Source organism: Mesorhizobium sp. B2-4-1 (assembly GCF_006442185.1).
Classification (GTDB): Bacteria; Pseudomonadota; Alphaproteobacteria; order Rhizobiales; family Rhizobiaceae; genus Mesorhizobium.
On record NZ_VFVN01000003.1, the window covers coordinates 374616 to 398682 of the forward strand.

Sequence of the window (24067 nt, forward strand, 5' to 3'; positions counted from 1 at the left end):
AAACAGGCGGTAGCGCGCTCATCGTCGTCTGCATATTGTGCGCCGATCAGACGGGCGCCGACGCCGCCCGCAACAGCACCTGGAGTCGCGGGCAATGGCAGAGTTTCCGAACAAGGCGAAGGTCGTCATCATCGGCCTGGGTGGCATTGTCGGCGCGTCAATCGCCCATCACCTGATCGAACGCGGCTGGGACGACATTGTCGGTATCGACAAATCAGGCATCCCGACCGACATCGGCTCGACGGCGCACGCTTCCGACTTCTGCTACACCACCAGCCACGATTTCCTGTCCTGCTGGACGACGCTCTACTCCATCGATTTCTACGAGAAGATGGGCCATTATGCGCGCATCGGCGGCCTCGAAGTCGCGCGCGTCGGCGATGACAGCCGCATGGACGAAATCAAGCGCAAGATCGCTTCGGCCAAGGCTTTTGGCACGCGCGCCCGGCTGATCGAACCCGCCGAGATCAAGGAGAAATTTCCGCTCATCGAAGAGGCAATGGTGCAGGGCGGCCTGTGGGATCCCGACGCCGGCCTGGTCATCCCGCGCTCGCAGACGGTCGCCGGCAAGCTCGTCGACCAGGCGGAAGCCTCGGGCAAGCTCAAATCCTTCGCCAACACGCCGGCCCGGTCGCTCGTCGTCAAGGACGGCCGCATCAGCGCCGTGGTGACCGACCGCGGCACCATCGAGGCCGACTACGTCATCGTCTGCGCCGGCATCTGGGGCCGGCTGATCGCCGAGATGGTGGGCGAGGACCTGCCCGTCATGCCGATCGACCATCCGCTCACCTTCTTCGGGCCCTACAACGAGTTCGCCGGCACGAGCAAGGAGATCGGCTGGCCGCTGCTGCGCGACCAGGGCAATTCGGCCTATATGCGCGACACCGGCGACCCCAAGACCGCCGAGGGCGGGCAGATCGAATGGGGTTATTACGAAGAGACCAATCCGCGCCTTTGCCATCCGCGCGACCTGCTCGAGAAGGACCAGGCCCGGCTTTCGCCTTCGCAGCGCGATCTCGACATGGAGCAGATCCTGGCGCCGCTGGAGCGCGCCATGGAACTGACGCCGATCCTGGGCGAACTCGGCTACAACGAAAGCCATTCCTTCAACGGCCTGCTGCAGGTGACGGCGGATGGCGGCCCGTCGATGGGCGAGAGCCAGAAGGTGAGGGGGCTGTGGTATGCCGTTGCCATCTGGGTCAAGGACGGCCCGGGCATGGGCAAGCTCATCGCCGACTGGATGACGGACGGCCGCACCTCGATCGACCATCACGCCATCGACTATGCGCGCTTCTATCCGCACCAGACCAAGGAGCAGTTCATTTGGGATCGCTGCACCGAGACGGCGATGAAGGTCTACAATCCCGCCGTGCACCCGCGCGAGCCCTTCTCCAAGGGCCGCAACATAAGGCGCTCGCCCTTCTGGGAGCGCGAGAAGGAACTCGGTGGCTATTTCATGGAGCTGGGCGGCTGGGAGCGCGCGCACGGCTATGCCGCCAACGAGCATCTTCTGGAGAAATACGCCAACCGGGTGCCGGTGCGCGAGAACGAATGGGACAATCGCCATTTCTGGCGCGTGTCCAATGCCGAGCATCTGGCGATGAGCGAAGACTGCGGCATCGTCAACCTGTCGCACTTTTCGATGTATGACATCGAGGGACCTGACCACGTCGCGCTGCTGGAGTGGCTGTGCGCGGCCAAGATCGGCGGCGACAACAATATCGGCAAGGGCATCTACACCCACTTCCTAGACGAGGAAGGCATGGTGCGCGCCGACTTCACGGTCATCCGCATGGCCGACCGCTGCCGTTTGATCGATGGCGCGGACGCCGGCCCGCGCGACTTCCAGTACATGCGCCGCACCGCGCAGGATAAAGGTTTCGATGTCACCATCACCGATGTGACGGAAAAATACGTCACCATCGGCATCTGGGGCCCGAACGCGCGAGCAACCCTGCAAAAGGTGGTCGAGAATCCCGAGGGCCTTGCGCTGGAGAATTTCCCGTTCGCCGCGATCAAGCCGATCCGGATCGCCGGCAAGGACGTCACCGCCTTCCGCATCTCCTATGTCGGCGAACAGGGATGGGAACTGCACATGCGCTACGAGGACGGCCTGGCCGTCTGGGATGCGCTGCGCTCGACCGGCGTCATGCCGTTCGGCGTCGAGACCTATGCCAATACGCGGCGCATGGAAAAGAGCCTGCGTTTGCAGAATGCCGATCTGCTCACCGAGTACAACCTGCTCGAGGCCGATCTTGCCCGCCCGAAAGTCAAGGAGAACGACTTCTGCGGCAAGGCCAAGCACCTGGAATACCGCGCCCGCGAGCACCAGCCGGCGATGCTGTGCACGCTGGTGATGACCGAAAACACCGATTCCAAGGGTGTGGCGCGTTATCCGGTGGGCACGATGCCGGTGCTGGAACCCGAGACCGGCGAGACGCTGGTCGACGAACTCGGCCGCCGTTCCTTCACCACGTCGGTCGCTTACGGCCCGACCATCGGCAAGAACATCGCGCTCGCCTATCTGCCATGGGCCTATGCCCAAGAGGGCCGCAACCTGAAGGTGGAGTATTTCGGCGAGACCTATCCGGTCGAGGTCGCCGGGGTCGGCTACAAGCCGCTCTACGATCCGGAGAATTTGAAGCCGAGAAGCTAGGCAACCTCCCAGCAGGGCTCGTGAGCAAATTTTGATAAGCCCGGCGGCTATGGTCGGGCTTTTCTCTTTTTCGGCTGGCGATTCTGGCTTACCCTGCGGCATGTCTGCTTTTGCTCGCGCAAGACATCTGCTTTCAGGCGCCGCCGCCCTGGCGCTGATGCTGTGGCTGGCCCCGGTGTCGCTCGCGGACGAACCCGTCGACGTCGAACTGGTGCTGGCGGTCGACGTCTCGCTGTCCATGTCGGCGGACGAGCTCGAGATCCAGCGTCGCGGCTACGCTGCTGCATTGACGCACGATCATGTGCTGCAAGCCATCGCCGCCGGCGCTTATGGCAGGATCGCCGTTACTTATGTCGAATGGGCTGGCACCAACTCGCAGCACGTCATCGTGCCGTGGACGGTGATCTCCACTCGCGCCGACGCCGAGCAGGTGGTGGCGCGGCTGTCCGCCCAGCCTCCCAACAGCGCGCGGCGCACGTCTATCTCCGGCGCGCTGGAATTCGGCGCGGACCTTTTCGCCGAAAGTGGCTTTCAAGGGACGAAGCGGGTCATCGATATTTCCGGCGACGGCCCCAACAACCAGGGCGCGCCGGTCGATATCATCCGCGACGAGGTGGTCAAGCAAGGCATCGTCATAAACGGCTTGCCGCTGATGACCCGCGGCGGCTTCACCAGCGCCTACGATGTCAACGATCTCGACCGCTATTACAGCGACTGCGTCATTGGCGGTCCCGGAGCCTTCATGGTTCCGGTCAACGACTGGACGCAGTTTCCCGAAGCTATCCGCCGCAAGCTTGTGCTTGAACTCGCCGGCCCGGCCTCGCCGCGGCCGGTTGACCAGGCCGATCGTCCGCCGGTGGTGCTGGCGCAGGCCGAACAGGCCAGCGATTGCCTGGTCGGCGAAAAGATGTGGCGCAACCGCAATTGGATGCTCGATAGCCGCTGAGAAATTCCAGAAAAAGCGCATAGCGCCTTCCCGGTACGCGCGTAACGCTTTCCCTTTGGAATTGATTGAAAAAAATAGTCAAAGCGGTTCGGCGTTTCCGTGAAATGCCGAACTGTTCCAGGCTTGCCAGTCCGGCAGAAGCAGTGGCAAACTGGCCTTGCCGCGCCATCCGGCGGGCGGGGTGACGCGGTCAAACCGAGGAAACACCAGATGAGACGTCTAGCTATCCTGACTGCGGTCGCGTCCATGCTTTACGCCGACGGCGCCAGCGCCCAATACGACGATCAGGCCGCCTGCATCATGTTCGAAAATGGCAATTTTCGCGGACGGTCGATCGCGCTCGGGGCCGACGATTCGGTCAATTTTCGCGGCCGCGAGTTCTGGAACGACCGCGTGTCGTCGGTGATCGTTCGCCGAGGCTGCACTCTCGTTGCCTATGAGGATTCGCGCAGGGGAGGCCGATCGATCGAGATCAGGCGCAGGGTCCGCGATTTCGGCGGTAGCGACTGGAACGACCGAATCTCGTCCGCGGAGTGCTACTGCGACCAGTATTGACGACAAGGTCCTCGGCCTTGCCGTTTTGTGGCGGCAAGGCGAACCTTCGTCGCCGACGATGTGGGCAAACACGGCCCTGTTCATTGACAGCCGGGCGGCGTCCGTGAACATTCCCCCAGAGAAAACAAAGGGGAACTGACATGAACAGGACCATTATCCTTACGCTGGCGCTTGCCGCCGGCTTGTCCGCGCCGGCGACGGCCGCCACATCGGTCACTATCGGGATCAGCGGCTGGACCGGCTTCGCGCCGCTGACGCTCGCTAAACAGGCGGGACTCTTCGAGAAGCACGGCCTCGACGTGACCTTGAAGAAAGTGCCGCAGGCCAGCCGCCCGCTCGCCATCGCCAGCGGCGACCTGCAATGCGCCGCCACCACGGTCGAGACGTGGCAGGTGTGGAACGCCAGCGGCGTGACCACCAAGCAGATCTTCCAGCTCGACAAATCCTACGGCGCCGACGGCATCGTGGTGCGCAACGACATCAAGACCGTCGCCGACCTCAAGGGCAAGACTGTCGCGTCCTCGGCGCCGGGCACCTCGCCCTATTTCCTGCTGGCCTGGGTGCTGAACAAGAACGGCATGTCGACAAAGGATGTCACGGTCGTCAATCTCGAGCCGGACGCGGCGGCGCAGGCCTTCCTTGCCGGCCAGAACGACGCGGCCGTCACCTATGAGCCGTTCATCTCGGCGGTGCGCGACAAGGCCGACCAGGGCCACATATTGGCGACCACGCTCGACTACCCGATGGTGCTCGACACGGTCGGCTGCACGCCCGAATTCCTCAAAGCCAATCCGGACGCCGCCAAGGCGCTTGCCGACAGCTATTTCGACGCGCTCGACCTGATCAAGAAGGACCCGCAGAAATCCTACGGCATCATGGGCGCGGACGTGAAACAGTCGGCCAAGGAGTTCGAGGATTCGGCGAAGTACCTGAAATGGGCCGACCGGGCGGAGAACAAGCAGTTCTTCACCAAGGAGTTCCAGGATTTCTCCAAGACCGCCGGCGAGCTTCTGCTGCAGATGGGGCTGATCAAGGAAGCGCCTGACGTCTCCACGCTGTCCGATACCAGCGCCGTGGCGAACTGAGCGGCCGCTGTCTTGCGGCGGCGCCCCGCGCCGCCGTTTCGCTTCCACAAGGACCGTTGTAAATGCCGCGCCCCCTGCATCCGATCTCGCCGGGCACGCGAACCGTGCTCGGCATTTCCTTCTTCGTGCTGTTCGTCGTTTTCTGGGCGTGGATCACGCTTGGCGGCCACGTCAACCGCATCTTTCTCGCCGATCCGCTGTCGATGCTGCGGGATGGCTGGCGGCTGCTGGTCGAGGACCGGTTCTGGCTCGACATACTGATCACCATCTGGCGCGTCTTCGGCGGCTTCGTGCTGGCATCGGCCGTCGCCGTGCCGCTGGGCATAGCGATGGGCGCGTGGAAACCTGTCGAGGCGTTCCTGGAGCCGTTCGTCTCCTTCGCCCGCTACCTGCCGGCCTCGGCCTTCATTCCGCTGCTTATCCTTTGGGCCGGCATAGGCGAACTGGAGAAGCTGCTGGTCATCTTCGTCGGCTCCGTGTTCCAGATCATCCTGATCATCGCGGTAAAGGTCGGCTCCACGCGCCGCGATCTCGTCGAGGCGGCCTACACGCTCGGCTCCACCGACAACGGCATCGTCAAGCGTGTGATCATGCCCGCCAATGCGCCCGAGATCGCCGAGACGCTGCGGCTGGTGCTCGGCTGGGCTTGGACCTATGTCATCGTCGCTGAACTGATCGGCTCGTCGTCGGGCATCGGCTACATGATCATCAACAGCCAGTCGCGACTGGCAACCGGCCAGATCATCTTCGGCATCATCGTCATCGGGCTGATCGGGCTGTTGTCCGATCTTGCCTTCAAGGCGCTTAATCGCTGGCTCTTCCCATGGAGCCTGGCATGAGCAAGCTTCTCATCGAGGGCGTCTCGCGCACGTTCGCCGGCGTGCGCGGCGGCTCACCGGTCCAGGCGCTGATGCCTGTCGACCTGGCGGTCGCGGCCAATGATTTCATCACCATCCTGGGACCTTCGGGATGCGGGAAGTCGACGCTCTTGCGCATCGTCGCCGGGCTGGAGGCGCCGAGCGAAGGGCGCGTGCTGCTCGACGGCAAAGCGGTGACCCGGCCGGGGCCGGATCGCGGCATGGTCTTCCAGTCCTACACGCTGTTCCCATGGCTGACGGTCGCCGAAAACATCGCCTTCGGCCTGCGCGAACGCGGCATGGCCGAGCGGGAGAGGGGCGAAATCGTCGCCTCCTATATCGACCTCGTCGGGCTGGAGGGCTTCGAGAACCACTGGCCGAAGCAACTTTCCGGCGGCATGCAGCAGCGCACGGCGATCGCCAGGGCGTTGGCCAACGACCCCGCGATTCTTTTGCTGGACGAGCCGTTCGGCGCGCTCGACAACCAGACGCGCGGGCTGATGCAGGAACTGCTGCTCGGCATCTGGGAACGGCGCAAGAAAACGGTTCTGTTCGTCACCCACGACATCGAGGAGGCGATCTTCATGGCGTCGCGCGTGGTGGTGATGACGGCCAGGCCCGGCCGGATCAAGTCGGACGTCGCCATCGACCTGCCGCACCCGCGCCACTACACGCTGAAGACCAGTCCGGAATTCTCCGTGTTGAAGGCGCGGCTGACCGAGGACATCCGCGTCGAGGCGATGCGGTCGGCAGAGGTGCTCTGAGGCGCGCCTCTATGCCGCCAGCAGCTGCTTGCGGTCGACGCGCTCCTGCTGCGGCGAGCGGGCGTAGAGCTCGCGGTAGCATTTCGAGAAATGCGAGGCCGAGACGAAGCCGCAGGCGACCGCCACCTCGACCACCGGCATCGAGGACTGGATCAAGAGATGCCTTGCACGGTCGAGGCGGATTTCGAGGTAGTAACGGGCCGGCGAGCGTCCCATCTCGGTGCGGAACAGCCGCTCGATCTGCCGGCGCGACAGGTCGACATGGTCGGCGATCTCGATCAGCGACAGCGGCTCCGACAGATTGCCTTCCATCAGTTCGATGATGGTCAGCACTTTCGAGTTCTGTACGCCGAGCCGGGCACGCAGCGGCAGGCGCTGGCGGTCGGTCGGGCTGCGCACACGGTCGGTCAGCACCTGTTCGCAGACGCGGTTGACGAGATTCTCGTCGAAATCGTCGCCGATCAGCTTCAGCATCATGTCGAGCGCGGCGGTGCCGCCGGCGCAGGTGTAGATGTTCTGGTCGATCTCGAACAGGTCGGCAAAGACATTGGCTTTCGGGAATGCCTCGGAGAAGCCCGGCAGGTTCTCCCAATGGATGGCGCAGCGCTTGTTGGACAACAGGCCGGCAGCGGCCAGAACATGCGCGCCGGTGCACAGGCCGCCAACGGAGACGCCGCGATTGTATTCCTCGCGCAGCCAGGCAAAGGCGGACTTGTTCTGGTAGCGCTCGACATTGGTGCCGCTGCAGACGATGGCCATGTTGGGGCGATCCGGCCCTCCCATCTTCCTGCGCTCCTCCTCCAGCGAGGTGTTGACCGCGCATTCGACACCGTTCGAAGCGCGCACCGGCTTACCGTCGATGCTGGCGAGGCGCCATCGATAGGCCTCGTAGCCGAGCATGCGATTGGCCGAGCGCAGCGGGTCGAGCGCCGTCGCAAAGGCGATCATGGTGAAGTCGGGAATGAGAAAAAATACAAACGATCGCTTGATCGGATGCTTAACGGCGTTCACGGGAACCTCACGCAGCCATGGCGCGAACAGAATGTCGCGAATAGCATAGCGACAACAGGAAAAACCATCCTTGTCAATCGGCTAAGGAGCTTTAGCAAGATTTAATTTGCGACATGGGTCGCAAATGAGCAATCGTGTTGCGATGCCGCGCAGCCGCGGCGCCGTCCATGATGGAAGCGCCGTCAGGGGTGTGCAAACAAACGCCGCCTCGGCGGAACCGGGCGGCGTCATCTATTCAGGCAGCGCGAGGGAGCGCTGCCTGCGGGATCGGTTCAGGCGACAAAACCGAGGCGTGCGGCAGCCATGGCGCCGGTCTGGCCGGGCATGGTGTTGGCAAGGCGCTGGCGCTCGAGGGCCGTGGTCAGGTTCATTTCGCGGCGAGGGAAAAGGCGGGCAAAAAGCTTCATGTTCATCTCCAATCGGTTGCTCAGACGGGTCGCCTTCGCTTGATGGAGTGGGGCAGCTCGTTTGCTGGCGTGGATATAGGCTTGTGTAAGTAAAAACTAAATCGCAAAAGCGAAGCACTTGATATGAAAAGCGACACGCAAGGCGGGAGGCTTTGTAGGCATTCCCGGATTTTTCGATAATTTACAAACGGTTAGCTTAAACCAAGCCGCTATGCGGCTTGTTCATATGCGCCATGCAGCGGCAGCATGGCTCCGAAATTCATGTGAACGCAAATAAAACGGCAAAACAGGTCGGTAAAACAAGAAGACCTGCCGGGCGGTTTGCGCGGCAGGCCTTCAATGCATGGTACACACGGTTTACTTTGCTCCAGCCCAGGATCCGACGCCGGCGCGTATGCCGGCCTTCGTGTCGGCCGCTTCAGGCCAGCCAATATCCTTCTGCAGCTCGATTGGCAGGGAGCGGATGGCGCGTTCGGTCTGGTAGCGGGCGCGGGCCGCGCTGAATTCGGTCGCAAGCCGACCGATGGATGACAGGATAGACATTTCGATCTCCTCATGTCGGGGCGGAAGTGCCCGGCAATGCCTTACGTCAGGTCTGTATCAGCTTCATTGCATGTCGAAGGCAGGTCTGTGTCGTGATCGTTTCGTGGCTGCCTTGGCAGCATCCTGCTTCGATGGAGTTGACTATGCGCTCGAACTGATGTTCAATCAAACGAAATGGAATGATAGTTTGCATCAGAAAAATTGAAGGTCGATCGTCATGAACGCCCCACTCAATCATCCGCTGCCGCTGCTGGACCTCGACGTGCTGCGCACTTTCGTGGCGATCGCCGAAACCGGCAGCTTCACCACCGCGGCCAATGCGGTCTTCCGTACGCCCTCGGCGGTCTCCATGCAGATCAAGAAGCTGGAAGATATTCTGGGCCGCTCGGTGTTCGCGCGCGATGCGCGCTCGGTGACGCTGACCACCGACGGGGAAATGCTGCTGGGCTATGCCCGTCGTCTGCTGTCGATCAATCGCGAGGCGGTGTCCAAGTTCATCATTCCCGATATTGTCGGCGTGGTGCGGCTGGGTTCGCCGGACGATTATGGCGAGCGCGTGCTGCCGCATGTGCTGAAGCGTTTTGCGCAGTCGCATCCATCGATCGCCGTCGACGTCACCATCGACCAGAGCAGCAATCTGCGCCGGCGCATGGATGACCGGGCGCTCGACATCACGCTGCTCACCAATTCCTACAAGACCAGCGCGCTCGGCGCCGAGGTGCTGTTGACGGAGCCGATCGTCTGGGCCGGCGCCAAGGGCGGCTGCGCGCATCTGCGCGAACCCTTGCCGGTGTCGCTGTGGGAAGAGGGCTGCGCCTGGCGGGCAGGGGCGCTCGAAGCGCTGAGCCGCGAGGGCCGCAACTACCGCATCGCGTATATGAGCGCGCATACGGCCGGCCAGCGCGCCGCCATCATGTCAGATCTCGCCGTGGCGCCGCTGCCGAAGTCTTTCCTCGGCAACGACATGGTCGAGCTCTGCCCCAAGGACGGCATGCCCGATATCGGCACCTATAACCTCGCCATGGTGGTAGCGCCGGACGCCAGCGCGCCGGTCAAGGCGGTGGCCGACCACATCCGTGCGACGTTCGAAGTCTTCCGGGAAACCGGCAAGTTCTGATCAACCGGGGTGCTCTGACTGGAGGCTCTGCCCCGAAGCCTCGGTGGACGGCGCTTCGAAGCTTGCGCCGGCGCCTTCAACAAGGGGCGAGGGGTTCTCGGTCAGAAACGCCACGATCCGTTCGCGCGCGCGGCGCGATTCCGGCATGTCGATCAGCGGCCAGACGTGGAACATGCCTTCCTCGTGCACGAGCTCTACCTCGACGCCAGCGGCCCGTGCTTTTTGTGCGAAGATCAGATTGTCGGGCGTGAGAAGATCGCGAGAGCCCGCCAGGAGCAATGTCCTGGGCAGCACCGAGAGGTCGCCATAGACAGGGCTGATATGCCAGTCCGTCGGGTCTATTCCGGCACTGTAGAGCCGGATAGCCTCCCGTCCGCCCGCGATGCCCAGCCAGGGATCGTTCCGCTCCGCCTCGAACACCTCGGGGTTTGCAAGCGAGACGTCGAGCCCGGGTGAGATCAGCACATGGCGCGACGGCAAGGGCAGGCCTTCTTCGGCAGCCATCATGGTGAGCACCACGGCCATGTTGCCGCCGGCGGAGTCGCCCATGAAGATGATGTCTTCCGCCTCCGTCTCGCCGAGCATCCGGCGATAGACGTCGCCGACCATGCCGAACATGGCGTGGAAGTCATGCTCGGGCGCGATGGGATAGATGGGCACCGTAAAGGCATAGCCCAGCCGGTCGGCCATGTCGGCGATCAGGTGCCAATGATAGGGCGTGATTTCAAAGACATAGGCGCCGCCGTGCAGATAGAGAACCCGCTTGCGCTCGCCGGCCCTGGGGGCGATCTCGTAGACGGGAAAGCCGTCGACGGTGCGCGTCTCGATGTTGAAGCGCTGCTGCACTGACACCGGAGGGTGATGGTCCTCTGTCCGGCGCGCCGCAGCGATCCAGCGCTGCAGGTTTTCCGGGCTGGAAAACGCCTTCTTGCGACTGTGCCTGAGCACGAAGGACACGACGTGGCTTTTCAAACTTGGCATGCGGATACACGAACTTCGGCGGCAGCCGACTAAGAGAAGTCCCCTTCATATTTGAAGATCGTGCCCTGGTCGAAGATGTCAAGATTTACGCTGTGTGCACACGTCGCTGTGATCGGCGCCGCATTTCTCGCGGGAGGGATCAGCGCTGCGGCAGAAGGGCTGCGCGCAGGCGGTTGCTGGTGACGGCCGGAGCCCCTCGCGGGCTCCGGCGCGTGCCGAGCAGTTTGCACTTTTCGGCAAAGGTCATCAGCGCGTAAAGCCCAAAAGCAAGGCGGAAAGCGCCGCCTGCGGGTCGCTGGGCGGCGAGGCCGGCCAGCCGATGTCCTTCTGGACATGCGCCGGCAGGCTGTTCAGGGCGCGGACGGCCTTGTTCCTGGCACGGGCCTGCCTGATGGTCGCACCGTAGCGGCCGAGATTTTCGAAGATCGACATTTTCATCTCCCTTGAAGAACGGCGGCGGCCGAGGATTATCTTCGACCGCCGTTCGATGCCGGGTAAATGCGCCTGCCATGTATCGGTCGGATTTCGCGAAAACGGTGATTTGGTTTCCGGATCAGTCATTCCGGAAACATTTGCATACAAATGAAATTGCAGGGCGATTGACACCCCCGAGCGATCGCTTCTTGGCCGCGTCCAAGAGGGCGTGCCGCGATCCTACCTAGCTTGCCCGTTGACAGCAGATGGCGGATGTCTGCTATTGTGCATTGCAGCATCGGGGGTGCGGGTAAGGAGTATGGCGTGAATGACATTCACAGTATCCAATACCTTCGAGGACTCGCCGCTTCCGCGGTAGTTTGCTTTCACATCAACGAACAGTTCGGCGGTCCGTTCGCGGTCGGTGCTGCTGGCGTCGACCTGTTTTTTGTCATCAGCGGTTTCATCATGTGGGTGACCACGGCCGATCGCCCTGCCAATCCACGGCGTTTCATATGGCGTCGGATTGTTCGCATCGTGCCGCTCTATTGGATCGTCACGGTGCTGACCGCGCTGGCAATTTTCCTCAAGCCGCAATTTCTCTACGGACATGTGCTGAGCCCGGAAAATTTTTTCGGCTCGCTGGTGTTTCTTCCGATCGTGCAGGATGGGGTACTTCATCCCGTGGTGATCCAGGGCTGGACGCTGTGCTATGAAATGATGTTTTACGTCATTTTCGCCTTGGCGCTCTTTTTAGGCGAGAAGCAGCGTTTTGCCGCGCTGATCGGCGTGCTGACGGTGATGGTCGCATCGAACTTGCTGCTCAAAGGCTACCGCTTTACCTCTCCCCTCATGCTCGAGTTCGCGGCCGGCATTGTTATCGGGCGGCTGTGGATGGAGGATATTCGGCTCCGGCTTGTGCCGGCGCTGGCGCTGGTTGTTGGCGGATTTCTCCTGTTGATGACGATCCAGATGCTTGACCCCGAGCTGCCTCGTGTTCTGCGTTGGGGTATTCCGGCGACCCTGATCGTTGCCGGAGCGGTTTTTGCCGAGCGTGCCAGACCGTTCAACCCCGTGGCCCTGCTTACATTTTTTGGTAGTGCCTCGTATTCGATCTACTTGCGGCATGTGCTGGTGGTTGTCGTGGTAACTGGCATCATGCTGCGGCTTGGGGTTCCGCCAAATTGGCAGCCGGCGCCGATTGCCTTGATCAGCATCGCGCTTTCCGCGATGCTTTACCTGTCGATTGAAAAGCCGCTGACGGGCTTTCTCAACCGGTCGCGCGTCAAAAGCATGCCGTTGCTGGCTCAGCGGCCCAGCTTGCGCTTGCCATCGAATGAGGCAAACGACTGACAAGCGGCCAAGGCGCCTCGGCGTTGCATTGTGCCCTAATTTTATTCCCGGCCACGTCGCGCGGCGTGGCCTTCGCGCGAGCGCCGGCGCGGGGTGGCGTCGCCGGCGATGCCGTCTTCGCTCACCGTCTTGCGCGGCGGCAGCTTCACCGCCGCCGACAGTTTCGGGAACGGATCGACCTTGTTCGGCAACGCCATCGCATAGACGAAGTGCTCCTGGAATTTGGGCTCCAGTGCGGTCTCGATCTTCTCGATCTGGCTCACCGTCTCCTCGATCTCGCGACGATAGCCGCGATTGAGCAGCGCCATGCGCGCGCCCGCGCCGGCGGCGTTGCCGACGGCCGAGACCTTGTCGAGGTCGCAATCGGGGATCAGGCCCAGCACCATGGCGTATTTCGGATCGATGAAGGAGCCGAAGGCGCCGGCGAAGTGGATGCGGTCGACATGCTCGGTGTTCTGCTTTTCCATCAACAGCTTGGTGCCGGCATAAAGTGCTGCCTTGGCGAGTTGGATGGCGCGCACGTCGGTCTGGGTGATGGTGATCTTCGGCTCGCCTTCCTTCAGCACGTAGGAGAAGGTGCGGCCGTTGGCGACGATACGCGGCGAGCGCATGCTGAGCGATCCGTCGACGACGCCGTCTTCGGAAATGATGCCGGCCAGATACATCTCCGCGACGATCTCGATGATGCCGGAGCCGCAAATGCCGGTGACGCCGGTCGCCTGCACGCTGTCGAGGAAGCCCGGCTCGTCGGACCACAGTTCAGAGCCGATGACGCGGTATTTCGGCTCGAGCGTGTCGGGATCGATGCGCACGCGCTCGATGGCGCCGGGCGCGGCGCGCTGGCCGCCGGAGATTTCGGCGCCTTCGAAGGCCGGACCGGTGGGCGAGGAAGCAGCCACGACCCGGGCACGATTGCCGAGCACGATCTCGGCGTTGGTGCCGACGTCGACGATCAGCATCATCTCGTCCTGACGATGCGGGCCCTCCGACAGCGTCACCGCCGCGGCGTCGGCGCCGACATGGCCGGCGATGCAGGGCAGCATGTAGAGACGTGCGCCCGGGTTGAGCTTGAGACCGATATCCGAGGCCTTGATGCGCACCGCGCCCGAGACGGCGAGCGCGAAGGGCGCGCCGCCGAGCTCGGTCGGATCGATGCCGAGGAACAGATGGTGCATGATCGGATTGCCGACGAAGACGGAATCCAGGATGTCGTTGCGCTGGACACTGCCTTCCGCGCAGACCTTGTCGACGAGGCCCGAGATCGCCTCGCGCACCGCGACCGTCATGCCTTCGCGGCCATCCGGGTTCATCATCACATAGGAGACGCGGCTCATCAGATCCTCGCCGAAGCGGATCTGCGGGTTCGACGTGCCTGACGAAGCGGCGACGCGGCCCGACAGCAGCGACACCAGATGCATGGCGATGGTGGTCGAGCCGATATCGCAGGCCAGCCCATAGGCCTCGTTCTTGAGGCCGGGCCACAAAGCGATGACGCGCGCGATATCGCTGTCGGCATCCTTGTGGATGGCGGCGGTCGCGGTCCAGTTGCCCTTGCGCAAGATGCCCTGCACCTGCGGCAGCAAATAGAAATCGAATTCGAGGTTCTTGAAGTTCCAGTCCTTCATCAGCGCGATCTTGAGCCGGTCGAGATCGCCTGAAGGATTATGCATGTCGGGTTCTTCGATTTCGACATAGCACATGCGGATTGCCGTATCGCGCGCGATCACCCTGGTGTCGGCATCCTTGCGGATGGTCTGTGCGTTGATGACCGTGTCCTGCGGCACGTCGATGACAAGGTCGCCGAGGATCTGCGCCGAGCAGGAGAGGCGGCGCCGTTCCGGCAGGCCGCGCACGCGCTCATAGCGCTCTTCCTTGGGCCCCTTGGGCGAGATGTGGTCGTTGGAGGAGACGATCTTGTGCTTGGCGAAATTGCCTTCCTGCACCTCGATCTGGCAGCGCCCGCAAGTGGCGCGCCCGCCGCACACGCTCTCGACATAGACGCCGAGCTGGCGCGCGGCGTCGAGCACCGGCGTGCCGACCGGAAACCGCCCGCGTTTGCCCGACGGCATGAACAGCACGAGCGGATCGGTGATGTTGGTATGCGAATTCACGATTGCGCGCTTATCCCCTTGCCATGCGGGCTTCACGACCGCCACGACGGCGACCGCCATTGCCGCCGCCTTCGCCTGGTGCATTGACCGCCGTCGGAGCGGCGACCGCTTGGCCGCCTTCGGCCGGCTTGTAATCCTTATAGGTGCGAATCCAGTTGGTGCAATTCTCGTCGGTGCCGTTCAGAACGTTGGCGCCGCGCACGGCTTCCATTTCCTGCGGACGCACCGGGTTCATGATGGCCGATGTCATGCCGGCGCCGATCACCATCGGGATGAAGGCGGCGTTGATGCCGTGGCGGTGCGGCAGGCCGAAGGAGATGTTGGACAGGCCGCAGGTGGTGTTGACCTTCAGTTCCTCGCGCAGGCGCCGCAGCAGGGCGAACACCTGGCGGCCGGCGTCGCCGAGCGCGCCGATCGGCATGACCAGCGGGTCGACGACGACGTCATGCGCCGGAATGCCGAAATCGGCGCAGCGCTGCACGATCTTCTTGGCGACGGCGAAGCGCACATCCGGATCCATCGAAATGCCGGTCTCGTCATTGGAGATGGCGACGACCGGCACGTTGTATTTCTTGATCAGCGGCAGGATGGCTTCGAGTTTTTCCTCCTCGCCGGTGACGGAGTTGACCAGCGGACGGCCCTTGGCGACCTTGAGCGCCGCCTCGATCGCGGCGGTGACCGAGGAGTCGATCGACAGCGGCAGGTCGACCAAGCCCTGGACGATCTCCAGCGTCTGTACCAGCAATGCCGGCTCGGTCGCGTTGGGGTCGACGGCGGTGACGCCGGCATTGACGTCGAGCATGGTGGCGCCGCAAGCGGCCTGTTCCAGCGCGTCCTTGATGACGGTTTCGAAATTGCCGGCGATCATCTCGGCGGCGAGCTTCTTGCGGCCGGTCGGGTTGATGCGCTCGCCAATCACGCAGAAGGGCTGGTCGAAGCCGATGATGATTTCTCGTGTCGCCGAGGCAACGATGGTCCGGGTCATGAAATCTCTCCGTCGTGATATAAAGAGTTCTTTATATCGTTATCTCTTGTCGATCAAGCGAATGGTGGCTGTCCCGCAAGTCAATGCGCGGTCTTCACCATGTCCACCTGGGTTTCGGTAACATCGTCGTGCAGGATATGGTCGAGCCGGTCGGCGACCATCTGGTCGTCGCGGCGGATTTCGCGCTTCCACGGCTGGCGGCCCTTCAGCACGCCCGATTCATCGACGATCTCGGCGACATACTCCTCCTGGCGGTAGGCCATCACATGGACGCCTGAAACGCCTGGGATTTCCTTCACCTCGTTGATGATGTCGATGCAGAGCTGCTTGCCTTCCTTCTTCTGGTCCTGGGCGCCTTCCAGCCGCTTGATGACGGTATCGGGAATATGTATTCCCGGCACGTTGGAGCGGATCCATTTGGCGGTCTTGGCCGAGGCGAGCGGTCCGACACCGCACAGGACGAACACTTTCTCCGTGTGGCCGAGATCGCGTGCCTTTTGCATGAAGGCCTTGAACATCGGTACGTCGAAACAATACTGCGTTTGGACGAACTGAGCGCCCGCGGCGATCTTCTTGCCGAGATGGATCGGGCGGAAGTCGAAGGGTGGTGCGAACGGATTGACGGCCGCGCCGAGGAACAACTGCGGCGGCGTGGTGAGCTTGCGGCCGGACAGGAACTTGCCGTTGTCGCGCATGATGCGGATGGTTTCGAGCAGCGACATGGAATCGAGGTCGAACACCGGCTTGGCGCCGGGCTGGTCGCCGGCCTGCACGCCGTCGCCTGTCAGGCACAGCATGTTGGCGACGCCCATGGCAGCCCCGCCCAGCACGTCGCCCTGGATGGCAATGCGGTTCTTGTCCCGGCAGGCGATCTGCATGATCGGTGCGTAGCCCATGCGGGTCAGGAGCGCGCAGATGCCGACCGACGACATATGGCAATTGGCGCCCGACGCATCGACGGCGTTGATGGCATCGACCCAGCCGTCGAAGATCTTCGCCCTGTTGTAGACGTCTTCGGGATCGGCGCTGTCGGGCGGGTTGAGCTCGGTGGTGACCGCGAATTCACCGCGTCGCAGGACGCGTTCGAGCCGGCCGCGCGAGGTGTGGCCGGGCAAGGGGTCGAGCGGCAGATGGATGCCGGCCGGGTTCTCGTCACGCTGGCGGGCGATCATGCGGCCGCTCCGGTCTTCGCATCGGCCGCGGCTTCACGGGCGGCTGCCGCCTGAGCGGTGACGCGCAGCCAGGCGGACGTTTCGCGCAGCGACTGGTCGACCGGCTTCTGCACCGCAAGAATCCTGTCACCGTGCTCCATGTTGCGCGCCCCTTCCCAGGCCTTGACCCAGACGCAAGGCATGTCGGGCTCGACCTCGCAATTGCCGTTGGCGCGCACGCCGCCACAAGGGCCGTTGCGCAGCTGCTTGGGGCAGTTCATCGGGCACGACATGCCGGTCGAGGACAGGATGCACTGACCGCACATGCGGCAGTCGAACATGAAGCCCTTGACGCGCTTTTCGACAAACTTCACCGGGGCCTCGACACGGCTGTAGCCTATGCCTTTCCACAAGGGATGCAGCAGGAGGAACGTGTCGGCGAAGCGGGCATAGAACCATTCGAGCAGGCGCGAGTGCCGGACCGACCATAATCTCACCGCGAAAGAACGCTGCACGCGGCGCTGCGGCGACACATCGGCCGGCTTGTAGTCGGATTTCGGTGCTGCCTTCTTGACCAGGGTGGCCTGGGTGACCGGCTGGAGAGCCGGGCTCTCCTTGGCGGGAATGGTTTCAGACATTTTCTTTGCCGCCCGCCTTCACCAGAGCGATCAGCCGCTCGCGGTCATATTTCGCGTCGATGTCCTGGAATGCCTTCTCGACCTCGGCTTCGAGGTCGTCGCCGACCGGAACCGGATCGGCCTTGCGCCATTCGGCCAGATAGTCGTCGGTGCCGCCGGCGCCGGTGCGCATGGCGCACATGTCGATCGCCTCGGTGAAGCGCAACGGCAGTTCGCGCTTGGCGTTCTGGCGGCCTTTCCTAACGATGACCTGGGCAGGGATGTCGCGCCAGTAGACGACGATCAGATCGGCCATGAATTCTCACTCCTCGATCTGCGAGCATTGCCGCATGCGCAATTGGGCCGCTTGTTATGGGACGACGCGCGCGCATTCAAAAGCGACGCATTTGGATGTCGTAAAATGAAAGGCAATCTTCAATGTCGGCCTGAGGCAGAAATCAGCAGGAATGATCGATGCTGCCATCGAAGCCATTGTGCCTCAGATCGGCAATGCGGACGATCATGCTCCGTTTGGGATCGAATGGAAGATCCTGAAAAGCGAAGTCGCGATAGAAGTCTCTTACGCCTTCGTCCAGCGGGTGTGTGATAACGCCGAAGCAGCCGATATTGCTGGAAAACCGCACCGCCGTCCTGAGCGCAAACAGGAGAAGGGAGCGCCCGCAGCCGCGTCCCTGATATTTGCGATCGACGGCCAACTGGCCGAGCAGGATTACCGGAATAGGATCAGGCCGATTACGCTGCGCCGATTTGGGCAGGTATGCGCGTTCGATCTGGCCAGCGCTCAGCGCAACGTAAGCCGCTATCCCACCGGTTTCGGAATCACAGACGAGGCTCGTCCGCGACAATCCATCCTGCTGGTTGCGCCATGCATGACGGCGAAGCCAGTTGTTCAACGACTCGCGACCGCAATCGAAAGCGTCCCAGTCGTCATCCCCGGCGAGCGGACGGGGTGGCGTCAGTCCCGCCATACTGGCCTGGACGCAGCAAGCCTTTGCAGTCTGGGCTCGGTCTTTGGTGTCGATTTCGCCCAGGCCTCGAATTGTTCCCAATCGACGACGGGAATAACGACGACACGACCGCCCAAAACCTCCATCTCGGCGGCCTCAACAGCCTTGCGCCGAATGAAGTCGCTCAGATTTGTATGAGCCTGCTTGGCGGCGGCCTCGAGAATGTCACGCTCGTCCGGGGTGACGCGAACGCTGACAGGCGCCATGCTGGACATCGATAGGGCTCCATATTTTGTATGACAATAGCATACGATCGCCCGTATCGCCAGCGCTACCAGATGCCGGTTCTGAGCCCGGTCCGGAGATAGAACCAGATCGTCGGGTGGTACCACTGTTTAGATGGCAGGCTTGGATCGAACGTCACGAGTTTTCCGGCCAGAGCATCGCTGACCGCCTCGACGCAGATGTCGCGCGAAAACGCCGTTTGGCGCAGCGCATAGCTTGAGATCGTGTCGCCTGGTTTCGGCTGGCCGTATGCCTGTTTCAGCACGCCGCCCGTGTCCACGCCGGCATCGACCAGATGCACAGTGGTGCCGAAATTCGCGGAATCGCCTGATGCCAAAGCCCAGTAGCCTCCATTCATGCCGCGATATTTCGGCGTGATGCCTGCGTGATAGTTGAGCACCGGGCAAGGCATCCTGGCCAAGAGGTCCCTCGACAGGAGTCGGCAGCCGTTAAGCAGGACAACGCCTGGCTGGATTCTCTGGATCGCCGCGAGACATTCCGGCCCGTTGGCCGAGGCAACATGGATGATCTCCTGACTCGGCCGCGGCTCGGTCTCGAGCTTCTCCTGCGCAATCAACCGGGCGGCATGGCTGGCGTAGAGCCGCTTGCCCAGCCTGCTCAGCACCATCGTGCCGAGCTGGCCGGTGGCCTGCAGCCAGCCCTGGCGCCGGGCACGGCCAAGCAGCAATCGCTTTTTGGATTCAGGGACTTCCAGGATCACGATGACTGGGCCGACACGGTCGGCGATGGCGTTGACCATTGCCCATACGTGCTGGCCGCCTCCGGTGACGACCACGATCGGTCTCGGATCGGTTTCCGGTATTGCCATTGATCTTGCCACCCCTGGGACCAACTGCCACGGCCGGAGCTTAGACGAGGCGGGTTAATCCTTGGTATGCCGGAGCCGTCAGGAAGGCTCCGCTCAGCGCTTGAACTCCATGATGTCGAGCTTCGATTCGTAATAGGGAGCGGGGAACTCGATGCGCCATTCCCCGGCGCTATTGCGGAAGGCGTAGCCGACCTGGTCTGTTTGAGAGCCGCTGCCATAGGGTTTTGCTTGGTCGTTGTTGACGGAACCGGAACCGAGATAGATCGCGCGCTTTTCGCCGTCCTCGAAGAAGCGGCCCTTGGTGCGCTGCGAGCCGGTGAGCTTTTCCAGCCGCCAGCCGGAGCCATCGTCGGTCACCCGGCATTTGAACCAGCCATAGATAACGAGCGGGCTCAGCCCGCCCACCTTGATGGTGCGGCATTGCCATTTGCCGGTGAGGTCCTTCTCGGAGAAGGCAACCAGCGGCTTGGCAAGCAAGGCGTCGAGCTGCCTGACCTCGCCAGGATTGCCCGCCTTCGCCTCGGCAAGAGCCGCCTTGCGCGTCTCGCCATATTTGTCCAGCCGCGCCTTGTCGGCGGCGGTGATCAGCTTCTGCACCTCGCCGTCAGCAAGCGCGGGCAAGGTGCAGCAGAGAAGGCCGGCAACGGCAAGCATCGGGCGAAGGGTCATCGGCATTCCTCGTCGGTGTCCGGCAGCCGACCACTGGACGGCGCCTTTGCATGGCTTGCGCGCAATTTACCCATTCGCGGCAGGCTGTCATCCGTGCTTAACAACGAAACCACGCCGCGATCCAAATTAAGGCAATTGGCCTGGGAACAGATCAAGGCCATTCTCCAGTAGAAGGCGGCGATCCGTCCTGTCTTCGCCTTCGGAAAGGGCGATAATCGCCAATCGCCGCGCAAGAGGGCCGCAGCCCGGCCAGCGTCAGACGTCAGCCGCGGCCTTGGCCAGCCCGGCCGTCAGATCGCCATAGCCTGTCGCGCGCCGCTCATAGACGAGGCCAAGCAGTTTCGCGGCCTTTTCCGCGACCTTGTCGAGCTCCGGATCGTCGGTCTGGGCCAGGTAGATCAGCTTCTCGTAATTGCCGAAATAGTCCTTGATCAGCTCCGGATGCCTGTCGAGACCGAGCGGCTTCATGAAGAAGGCATCGAATTGGCGGCAGAGGAAATCGGTCATGTAGAAGGACATCATGTCGTTGTCGGCGACCTTCGCATAGGCATCCATGCCCTGGTAGAAGGCGAAGCAATGCGGACCGGCCATGCGTTCGACGCCATGCTTCTCGCAGACCCGATCGAGCAGGCCGCCGGTGCCGCAATCGGCGTAACCGACGAAGATGTTGCTGTAGCCTTCCGCCTTGGCCTTTTCGATGGCCTTGTCCATCGCCGGCGCGATGCGGTCCGGATAAAAATGAAACTCGGCCGGAAGGCATGTCAATTCGAGGTGATGGAGCCCGAGCTGTTCCTTGACGGCCAACACCTCGCGCGCAATCATCCCGCAGGCGATGATGAGCAGCTTGTCCGCTTGATTCTGCTTGGGTCTGGGCATCTTCATGAAACCAGCCGAGCCGGCTTTCGTTGCTGTGGGGCGATCTACCGAGAGAGGGATAAACCGTCGATGAAACTGTTACGCATTGCGCCAATCGCAATCCTGGCTTGTGCCCTGGCCCTTTCGGCCTGTGCCAACACCGTTCGCGGCGTCGGCAGGGATATCAAGTCTACCGCGAAAGCCGTTGACGATACCGTCAAGAAACCCTGACCGCCGCTCCCGACATCTGGGAACAAAAAAGCCGCGCTGCAAGGCGCGGCTTCGTCTGTTGAGCGTCCGCCTTGCCTTGTATCAGGCGGAAGCGCGCACATTGTGCTTGCGCTTCATGTAGTCCTTGGCGGTCTCGACCGCCACAGCGGCGTCGCGGCAATAGGCGTCGGCGCCGACCGCCTTGCCGAATTCCTCGTTCAGCGGCGCGCCTCCGACCAGGACCACGTAGTCGTCGCGGATGCCCTTTTCCTTCATCGTGTCGATGACGACCTTCATGTAGGGCATGGTCGTGGTCAGCAGCGCCGACATGCCGATAATGTCCGGCTGGTGCTGCTCGATGGCATCGAGATATTTCTCGACCGCATTGTTGATGCCAAGATCGATGACGTCGAAGCCGGCGCCTTCCATCATCATGCCGACGAGGTTCTTGCCGATGTCGTGGATGTCGCCCTTGACGGTGCCGATCACCATCTTGCCCTGCTTGGGCGCGCCGGTGGCGGCGAGCAGCGGGCGCAGGATGAACATGCCGGCCTTCATCGCATTGGCCGACAGCAACACTTCGGGAACGAACAGGATGCCGTCGCGAAAATCCTCGCCGACGATGCGCATGCCTTCGACCAGCGCTTCCGTGAGCACCTTGTAGGGTGCCCAGCCGCGCTCGAGCAGGATGCGCGTGCCTTCCTCGATCTCTTCCTTCAGACCGTCGTAGAGATCGTCGTGCATCTGCTGCACCAACTCGTCGTCGGAAAGCTCGGAGAGGATAATCTCGTCGTCGGACATTGTTTCTCAGGCTCCTTGCTGCCGGGAACGACCATGGCAGCTTAAAATCAACGCGCCAATACCTAACCCGCAAGGGGCGGGTATCCATAGCTGATTTGCGACTTCCCGCAAAAGGAAAGCGACTGAAAAATCTATCGGTTTTCTTGTCGATTTTGCGACAGGCGTTGGCGCGGACGGGCCGTTTCGAATAGGGTGCATGGCTACGATCCGCCGGAAGCCGCGATAGGCGGCCACAACGGTTCCGGGCCGGGCGCTAGTCAAGCCGGTCCAAATTCAGGGAAGAACGATCATGAGCGAACACGCGGCAGTGGACCAGGAAGCGTCAAACGCGCGACGTGGACGCGGCGCCAGCGGCGGAGCGGCGGCAAGGCGGGCAGCGCGGTCGGGCGGCGGTCCCGGCACCCAGCTCACCTACATCAAGCGCAAGATCAACGTCTATGAAGTGCTGGACGAGGAAGGCCTGGCGCTGATCGAGAAGAACACCGACACGGTGCTCGAAGAAATCGGCATCATCTTCCGCGACGATGCGGAGGCGTTGCAGCTGTGGAAAGAGGCGGGCGCCGACGTCAAGGGCGAACGCGTGCATTTCCCGAAGGGGCTCTGCCGTTCGCTCTTGAAGACCGCGCCCCCCATCTACACCCAGCATGCCCGCAATTCCGAACGCTCGGTGCAGATCGGCGGCAATGCTACCGTCTTCGCCCCGGTCTATGGCCCGCCCTTCGTGCGCGACCTCGACGGCGTCAGGCGTTACGCGACCATCGAGGATTTCCAGAATTTCGTGAAGCTCGCCTATATGGCGCCTTCGATTCACCATTCGGGCGGCACCGTGTGCGAGCCGGTCGACGTGCCGGTCAACAAGCGCCATCTCGACATGATCTACGCGCACATCAAATATTCCGACAAGCCGTTCATGGGCTCGGTCACCGCACCGGAACGTGCTGAAGACACGGTCGCCATGGCCAAGCTGGTGTTCGGCGACGACTTCGTCGAAAACAACACGGTCCTGACCAGCCTGATCAACGCCAACTCGCCGATGGTCTTCGACGAGACCATGCTTGGCGCGCTGAAGGTCTATGCGCGCCACAACCAGGCCTGCATCGTCACGCCGTTCATCCTCGCCGGCGCGATGAGCCCGGTGACGGTGGCCGGCACGCTGACCCAGGTGCTTGCCGAGGTGCTTGCCGGCGCTTCGTTCACGCAGCTGATCCGGCCGGGCGCGCCGGTGCTGTTCGGCACGTTCGCCTCGTCGATCTCGATGCAGTCGGGCGCGCCGACCTTCGGCACGCCGGAGCCGTCGCTGGTATCCTACGGCGCCGCACAGCTCGCACGGCGCCTCGGCCTGCCGTTCCGCACCGGCGGTTCGCTCTGCGCCTCGAAAATCCCCGACGCGCAGGCAGCTTATGAAAGCGCCAACACGCTGAACTCGACCATTCTGGCCGGCACCAATTTCGTCCTCCATTCGGCCGGCTGGCTCGAGGGCGGGCTGGCGTCCTGCTACGAAAAATTCATGATGGACATCGACCAGCTCGGCATGACGCAAAAATTCTCCGAAGGCGTCGACCTGTCGGAAAACGGCCAGGCGATGGACGCCATCCGCCAAGTCGGGCCGGGCAGCCACTATCTCGGCTGCGACCACACGCAGGCGAATTTCCAGACTGCCTTCTATCGCTCCAACATCGCCGACAACAATTCATACGAGCAGTGGCTGGCCGAAGGCGAGAAGACCGCGCCGCAGCGCGCCAACGAACTCGCCCGCCGCTGGCTGGAATCTTATGAGGCGCCGCATCTCGATCCGGCGATCGACGAAGCGCTGAAGGACTTCATCGCCAAGAAGAAGGGGTCGATGCCCGACGCCTTCACGTGAAAGGAGCCCGAGTCAGGCGGGGCTAAAGTCGCC

General features: G+C 62.5%; 25 protein-coding genes. 9 read left to right on the plus strand and 16 right to left on the minus strand.

The window, feature by feature from the left end:
- Positions 1-94: 94 nt before the first annotated feature.
- The 6 genes from FJ949_RS10350 (at position 95) to FJ949_RS10375 (ending at position 6863) form a co-directional block, all read left to right on the plus strand.
- Positions 95-2656: an FAD-dependent oxidoreductase gene (locus tag FJ949_RS10350; RefSeq protein ID WP_140495636.1), complete on the plus strand. Its 2562-nt coding sequence runs from the start codon at positions 95-97 to the stop codon at positions 2654-2656.
- Between the two features lie 100 nt (positions 2657-2756).
- Entirely contained in the window at positions 2757-3602 is an 846-nt protein-coding gene (locus FJ949_RS10355) for a DUF1194 domain-containing protein (protein WP_140495637.1), read from the plus strand.
- Between the two features lie 210 nt (positions 3603-3812).
- Positions 3813-4157 (plus strand): peptidase inhibitor family I36 protein, encoded by a 345-nt coding sequence (locus FJ949_RS10360; protein WP_140495638.1) that lies wholly within the window; start codon positions 3813-3815, stop codon positions 4155-4157.
- 140 nt (positions 4158-4297) lie between these two features.
- A complete protein-coding gene (locus tag FJ949_RS10365) occupies positions 4298-5242 on the plus strand; it encodes an ABC transporter substrate-binding protein (RefSeq protein ID WP_140495639.1) in 945 nt (314 codons plus the stop codon).
- Between the two features lie 62 nt (positions 5243-5304).
- Positions 5305-6081, plus strand: coding sequence for an ABC transporter permease (locus FJ949_RS10370; protein WP_140495640.1), 777 nt, complete (start codon positions 5305-5307; stop codon positions 6079-6081).
- Positions 6078-6863 (plus strand): ABC transporter ATP-binding protein, encoded by a 786-nt coding sequence (locus FJ949_RS10375; protein WP_140495641.1) that lies wholly within the window; start codon positions 6078-6080, stop codon positions 6861-6863. Before FJ949_RS10370 ends, FJ949_RS10375 begins: the two co-directional genes overlap by 4 nt.
- Before the next feature lie 9 nt (positions 6864-6872).
- Here FJ949_RS10375 and FJ949_RS10380 read toward each other — a convergent pair whose 3' ends face one another.
- From FJ949_RS10380 to FJ949_RS10390, 3 genes are all read right to left on the minus strand, one after another.
- Entirely contained in the window at positions 6873-7874 is a 1002-nt protein-coding gene (locus FJ949_RS10380) for a GlxA family transcriptional regulator (protein WP_140495642.1), read from the minus strand.
- A gap of 272 nt (positions 7875-8146) precedes the next feature.
- Positions 8147-8281 carry a hypothetical protein gene (locus FJ949_RS30990; RefSeq protein WP_127853696.1) on the minus strand — a complete coding sequence of 45 codons (135 nt, stop codon included), beginning with the start codon at positions 8279-8281 and terminating at the stop codon, positions 8147-8149.
- A 357-nt stretch (positions 8282-8638) separates the two neighbouring features.
- Positions 8639-8824: a hypothetical protein gene (locus FJ949_RS10390; protein ID WP_140495643.1), complete on the minus strand. Its 186-nt coding sequence runs from the start codon at positions 8822-8824 to the stop codon at positions 8639-8641.
- Positions 8825-9041: 217 nt separating this feature from the next.
- Between FJ949_RS10390 and FJ949_RS10395 the strand changes: the two genes are divergently transcribed.
- On the plus strand, positions 9042-9941 hold the full coding sequence (locus tag FJ949_RS10395; protein WP_140495644.1) for a LysR substrate-binding domain-containing protein: 900 nt from the start codon (positions 9042-9044) through the stop codon (positions 9939-9941).
- Here the strand turns inward: FJ949_RS10395 and FJ949_RS10400 are convergent, their stop codons facing one another.
- Together FJ949_RS10400 and FJ949_RS31060 are read right to left on the minus strand one after the other, a co-directional pair.
- Entirely contained in the window at positions 9942-10922 is a 981-nt protein-coding gene (locus FJ949_RS10400; RefSeq protein WP_140495645.1) for an alpha/beta hydrolase, read from the minus strand. It abuts the gene before it with no gap.
- Between the two features lie 246 nt (positions 10923-11168).
- The gene (locus FJ949_RS31060; RefSeq protein WP_318012636.1) at positions 11169-11528 is read right to left on the minus strand and encodes a hypothetical protein; all 360 of its coding nucleotides are present in this window, start codon (positions 11526-11528) and stop codon (positions 11169-11171) included.
- A gap of 132 nt (positions 11529-11660) precedes the next feature.
- On the opposite strand from FJ949_RS31060, the gene FJ949_RS10410 reads away from it, so the two are divergent.
- Positions 11661-12689: an acyltransferase gene (locus FJ949_RS10410; protein ID WP_224647156.1), complete on the plus strand. Its 1029-nt coding sequence runs from the start codon at positions 11661-11663 to the stop codon at positions 12687-12689.
- 41 nt (positions 12690-12730) lie between these two features.
- Here FJ949_RS10410 and FJ949_RS10415 read toward each other — a convergent pair whose 3' ends face one another.
- From FJ949_RS10415 to FJ949_RS10470, 11 genes are all read right to left on the minus strand, one after another.
- Positions 12731-14860: an ASKHA domain-containing protein gene (locus FJ949_RS10415; protein ID WP_140495647.1), complete on the minus strand. Its 2130-nt coding sequence runs from the start codon at positions 14858-14860 to the stop codon at positions 12731-12733.
- Complete coding sequence (locus tag FJ949_RS10420) at positions 14811-15785, minus strand: methyltetrahydrofolate cobalamin methyltransferase (protein WP_140495648.1); 975 nt, start codon at positions 15783-15785, stop codon at positions 14811-14813. The genes FJ949_RS10415 and FJ949_RS10420 overlap by 50 nt, the downstream gene beginning before the upstream one ends.
- 80 nt (positions 15786-15865) lie before the next feature.
- A complete protein-coding gene (locus tag FJ949_RS10425; protein ID WP_140495649.1) occupies positions 15866-16957 on the minus strand; it encodes a methylenetetrahydrofolate reductase in 1092 nt (363 codons plus the stop codon).
- The gene (locus FJ949_RS10430; protein WP_140495650.1) at positions 16954-17574 is read right to left on the minus strand and encodes a methylenetetrahydrofolate reductase C-terminal domain-containing protein; all 621 of its coding nucleotides are present in this window, start codon (positions 17572-17574) and stop codon (positions 16954-16956) included. Before FJ949_RS10430 ends, FJ949_RS10425 begins: the two co-directional genes overlap by 4 nt.
- Complete coding sequence (locus FJ949_RS10435; protein WP_140495651.1) at positions 17567-17869, minus strand: virulence factor; 303 nt, start codon at positions 17867-17869, stop codon at positions 17567-17569. Before FJ949_RS10435 ends, FJ949_RS10430 begins: the two co-directional genes overlap by 8 nt.
- A gap of 142 nt (positions 17870-18011) precedes the next feature.
- Positions 18012-18542 carry a GNAT family N-acetyltransferase gene (locus FJ949_RS10440; RefSeq protein ID WP_140495652.1) on the minus strand — a complete coding sequence of 177 codons (531 nt, stop codon included), beginning with the start codon at positions 18540-18542 and terminating at the stop codon, positions 18012-18014.
- Positions 18530-18796 carry a DUF6290 family protein gene (locus FJ949_RS10445; protein ID WP_140495653.1) on the minus strand — a complete coding sequence of 89 codons (267 nt, stop codon included), beginning with the start codon at positions 18794-18796 and terminating at the stop codon, positions 18530-18532. Before FJ949_RS10445 ends, FJ949_RS10440 begins: the two co-directional genes overlap by 13 nt.
- 56 nt (positions 18797-18852) lie before the next feature.
- A complete protein-coding gene (locus FJ949_RS10450; RefSeq protein WP_140495654.1) occupies positions 18853-19635 on the minus strand; it encodes a formyl transferase in 783 nt (260 codons plus the stop codon).
- A gap of 93 nt (positions 19636-19728) precedes the next feature.
- Positions 19729-20304 carry a DUF4893 domain-containing protein gene (locus FJ949_RS10455; protein WP_140495655.1) on the minus strand — a complete coding sequence of 192 codons (576 nt, stop codon included), beginning with the start codon at positions 20302-20304 and terminating at the stop codon, positions 19729-19731.
- Positions 20305-20559: 255 nt separating this feature from the next.
- Positions 20560-21186: a DUF1638 domain-containing protein gene (locus FJ949_RS10460; protein WP_140495656.1), complete on the minus strand. Its 627-nt coding sequence runs from the start codon at positions 21184-21186 to the stop codon at positions 20560-20562.
- Between the two features lie 285 nt (positions 21187-21471).
- Positions 21472-22170 carry a B12-binding domain-containing protein gene (locus FJ949_RS10470; protein WP_140495658.1) on the minus strand — a complete coding sequence of 233 codons (699 nt, stop codon included), beginning with the start codon at positions 22168-22170 and terminating at the stop codon, positions 21472-21474.
- 289 nt (positions 22171-22459) lie between these two features.
- On the opposite strand from FJ949_RS10470, the gene FJ949_RS10475 reads away from it, so the two are divergent.
- Entirely contained in the window at positions 22460-24034 is a 1575-nt protein-coding gene (locus tag FJ949_RS10475; RefSeq protein WP_140495659.1) for a trimethylamine methyltransferase family protein, read from the plus strand.
- Positions 24035-24067: the final 33 nt, after the last annotated feature.

Coding starts and splice junctions, on each gene's coding strand:
- FJ949_RS10355 (WP_140495637.1), top strand. CDS start 2,757: ATGTCTGCTTTTGCTCGCGCAAGACATCTGCTTTCAGGCGCCGCCGCC.
- FJ949_RS10390 (WP_140495643.1), bottom strand. CDS start 8,824: ATGTCTATCCTGTCATCCATCGGTCGGCTTGCGACCGAATTCAGCGCG.
- FJ949_RS10360 (WP_140495638.1), top strand. CDS start 3,813: ATGAGACGTCTAGCTATCCTGACTGCGGTCGCGTCCATGCTTTACGCC.
- FJ949_RS10420 (WP_140495648.1), bottom strand. CDS start 15,785: ATGACCCGGACCATCGTTGCCTCGGCGACACGAGAAATCATCATCGGC.
- FJ949_RS10470 (WP_140495658.1), bottom strand. CDS start 22,170: ATGTCCGACGACGAGATTATCCTCTCCGAGCTTTCCGACGACGAGTTG.
- FJ949_RS10475 (WP_140495659.1), top strand. CDS start 22,460: ATGAGCGAACACGCGGCAGTGGACCAGGAAGCGTCAAACGCGCGACGT.
- FJ949_RS30990 (WP_127853696.1), bottom strand. CDS start 8,281: ATGAAGCTTTTTGCCCGCCTTTTCCCTCGCCGCGAAATGAACCTGACC.
- FJ949_RS10395 (WP_140495644.1), top strand. CDS start 9,042: ATGAACGCCCCACTCAATCATCCGCTGCCGCTGCTGGACCTCGACGTG.
- FJ949_RS10435 (WP_140495651.1), bottom strand. CDS start 17,869: ATGGCCGATCTGATCGTCGTCTACTGGCGCGACATCCCTGCCCAGGTC.
- FJ949_RS10415 (WP_140495647.1), bottom strand. CDS start 14,860: ATGGCGGTCGCCGTCGTGGCGGTCGTGAAGCCCGCATGGCAAGGGGAT.
- FJ949_RS10440 (WP_140495652.1), bottom strand. CDS start 18,542: ATGGCGGGACTGACGCCACCCCGTCCGCTCGCCGGGGATGACGACTGG.
- FJ949_RS10375 (WP_140495641.1), top strand. CDS start 6,078: ATGAGCAAGCTTCTCATCGAGGGCGTCTCGCGCACGTTCGCCGGCGTG.
- FJ949_RS10365 (WP_140495639.1), top strand. CDS start 4,298: ATGAACAGGACCATTATCCTTACGCTGGCGCTTGCCGCCGGCTTGTCC.
- FJ949_RS10460 (WP_140495656.1), bottom strand. CDS start 21,186: ATGAAGATGCCCAGACCCAAGCAGAATCAAGCGGACAAGCTGCTCATC.
- FJ949_RS10445 (WP_140495653.1), bottom strand. CDS start 18,796: ATGTCCAGCATGGCGCCTGTCAGCGTTCGCGTCACCCCGGACGAGCGT.
- FJ949_RS10425 (WP_140495649.1), bottom strand. CDS start 16,957: ATGATCGCCCGCCAGCGTGACGAGAACCCGGCCGGCATCCATCTGCCG.
- FJ949_RS10370 (WP_140495640.1), top strand. CDS start 5,305: ATGCCGCGCCCCCTGCATCCGATCTCGCCGGGCACGCGAACCGTGCTC.
- FJ949_RS10350 (WP_140495636.1), top strand. CDS start 95: ATGGCAGAGTTTCCGAACAAGGCGAAGGTCGTCATCATCGGCCTGGGT.
- FJ949_RS10430 (WP_140495650.1), bottom strand. CDS start 17,574: ATGTCTGAAACCATTCCCGCCAAGGAGAGCCCGGCTCTCCAGCCGGTC.
- FJ949_RS10455 (WP_140495655.1), bottom strand. CDS start 20,304: ATGACCCTTCGCCCGATGCTTGCCGTTGCCGGCCTTCTCTGCTGCACC.
- FJ949_RS10450 (WP_140495654.1), bottom strand. CDS start 19,635: ATGGCAATACCGGAAACCGATCCGAGACCGATCGTGGTCGTCACCGGA.
- FJ949_RS10400 (WP_140495645.1), bottom strand. CDS start 10,922: ATGCCAAGTTTGAAAAGCCACGTCGTGTCCTTCGTGCTCAGGCACAGT.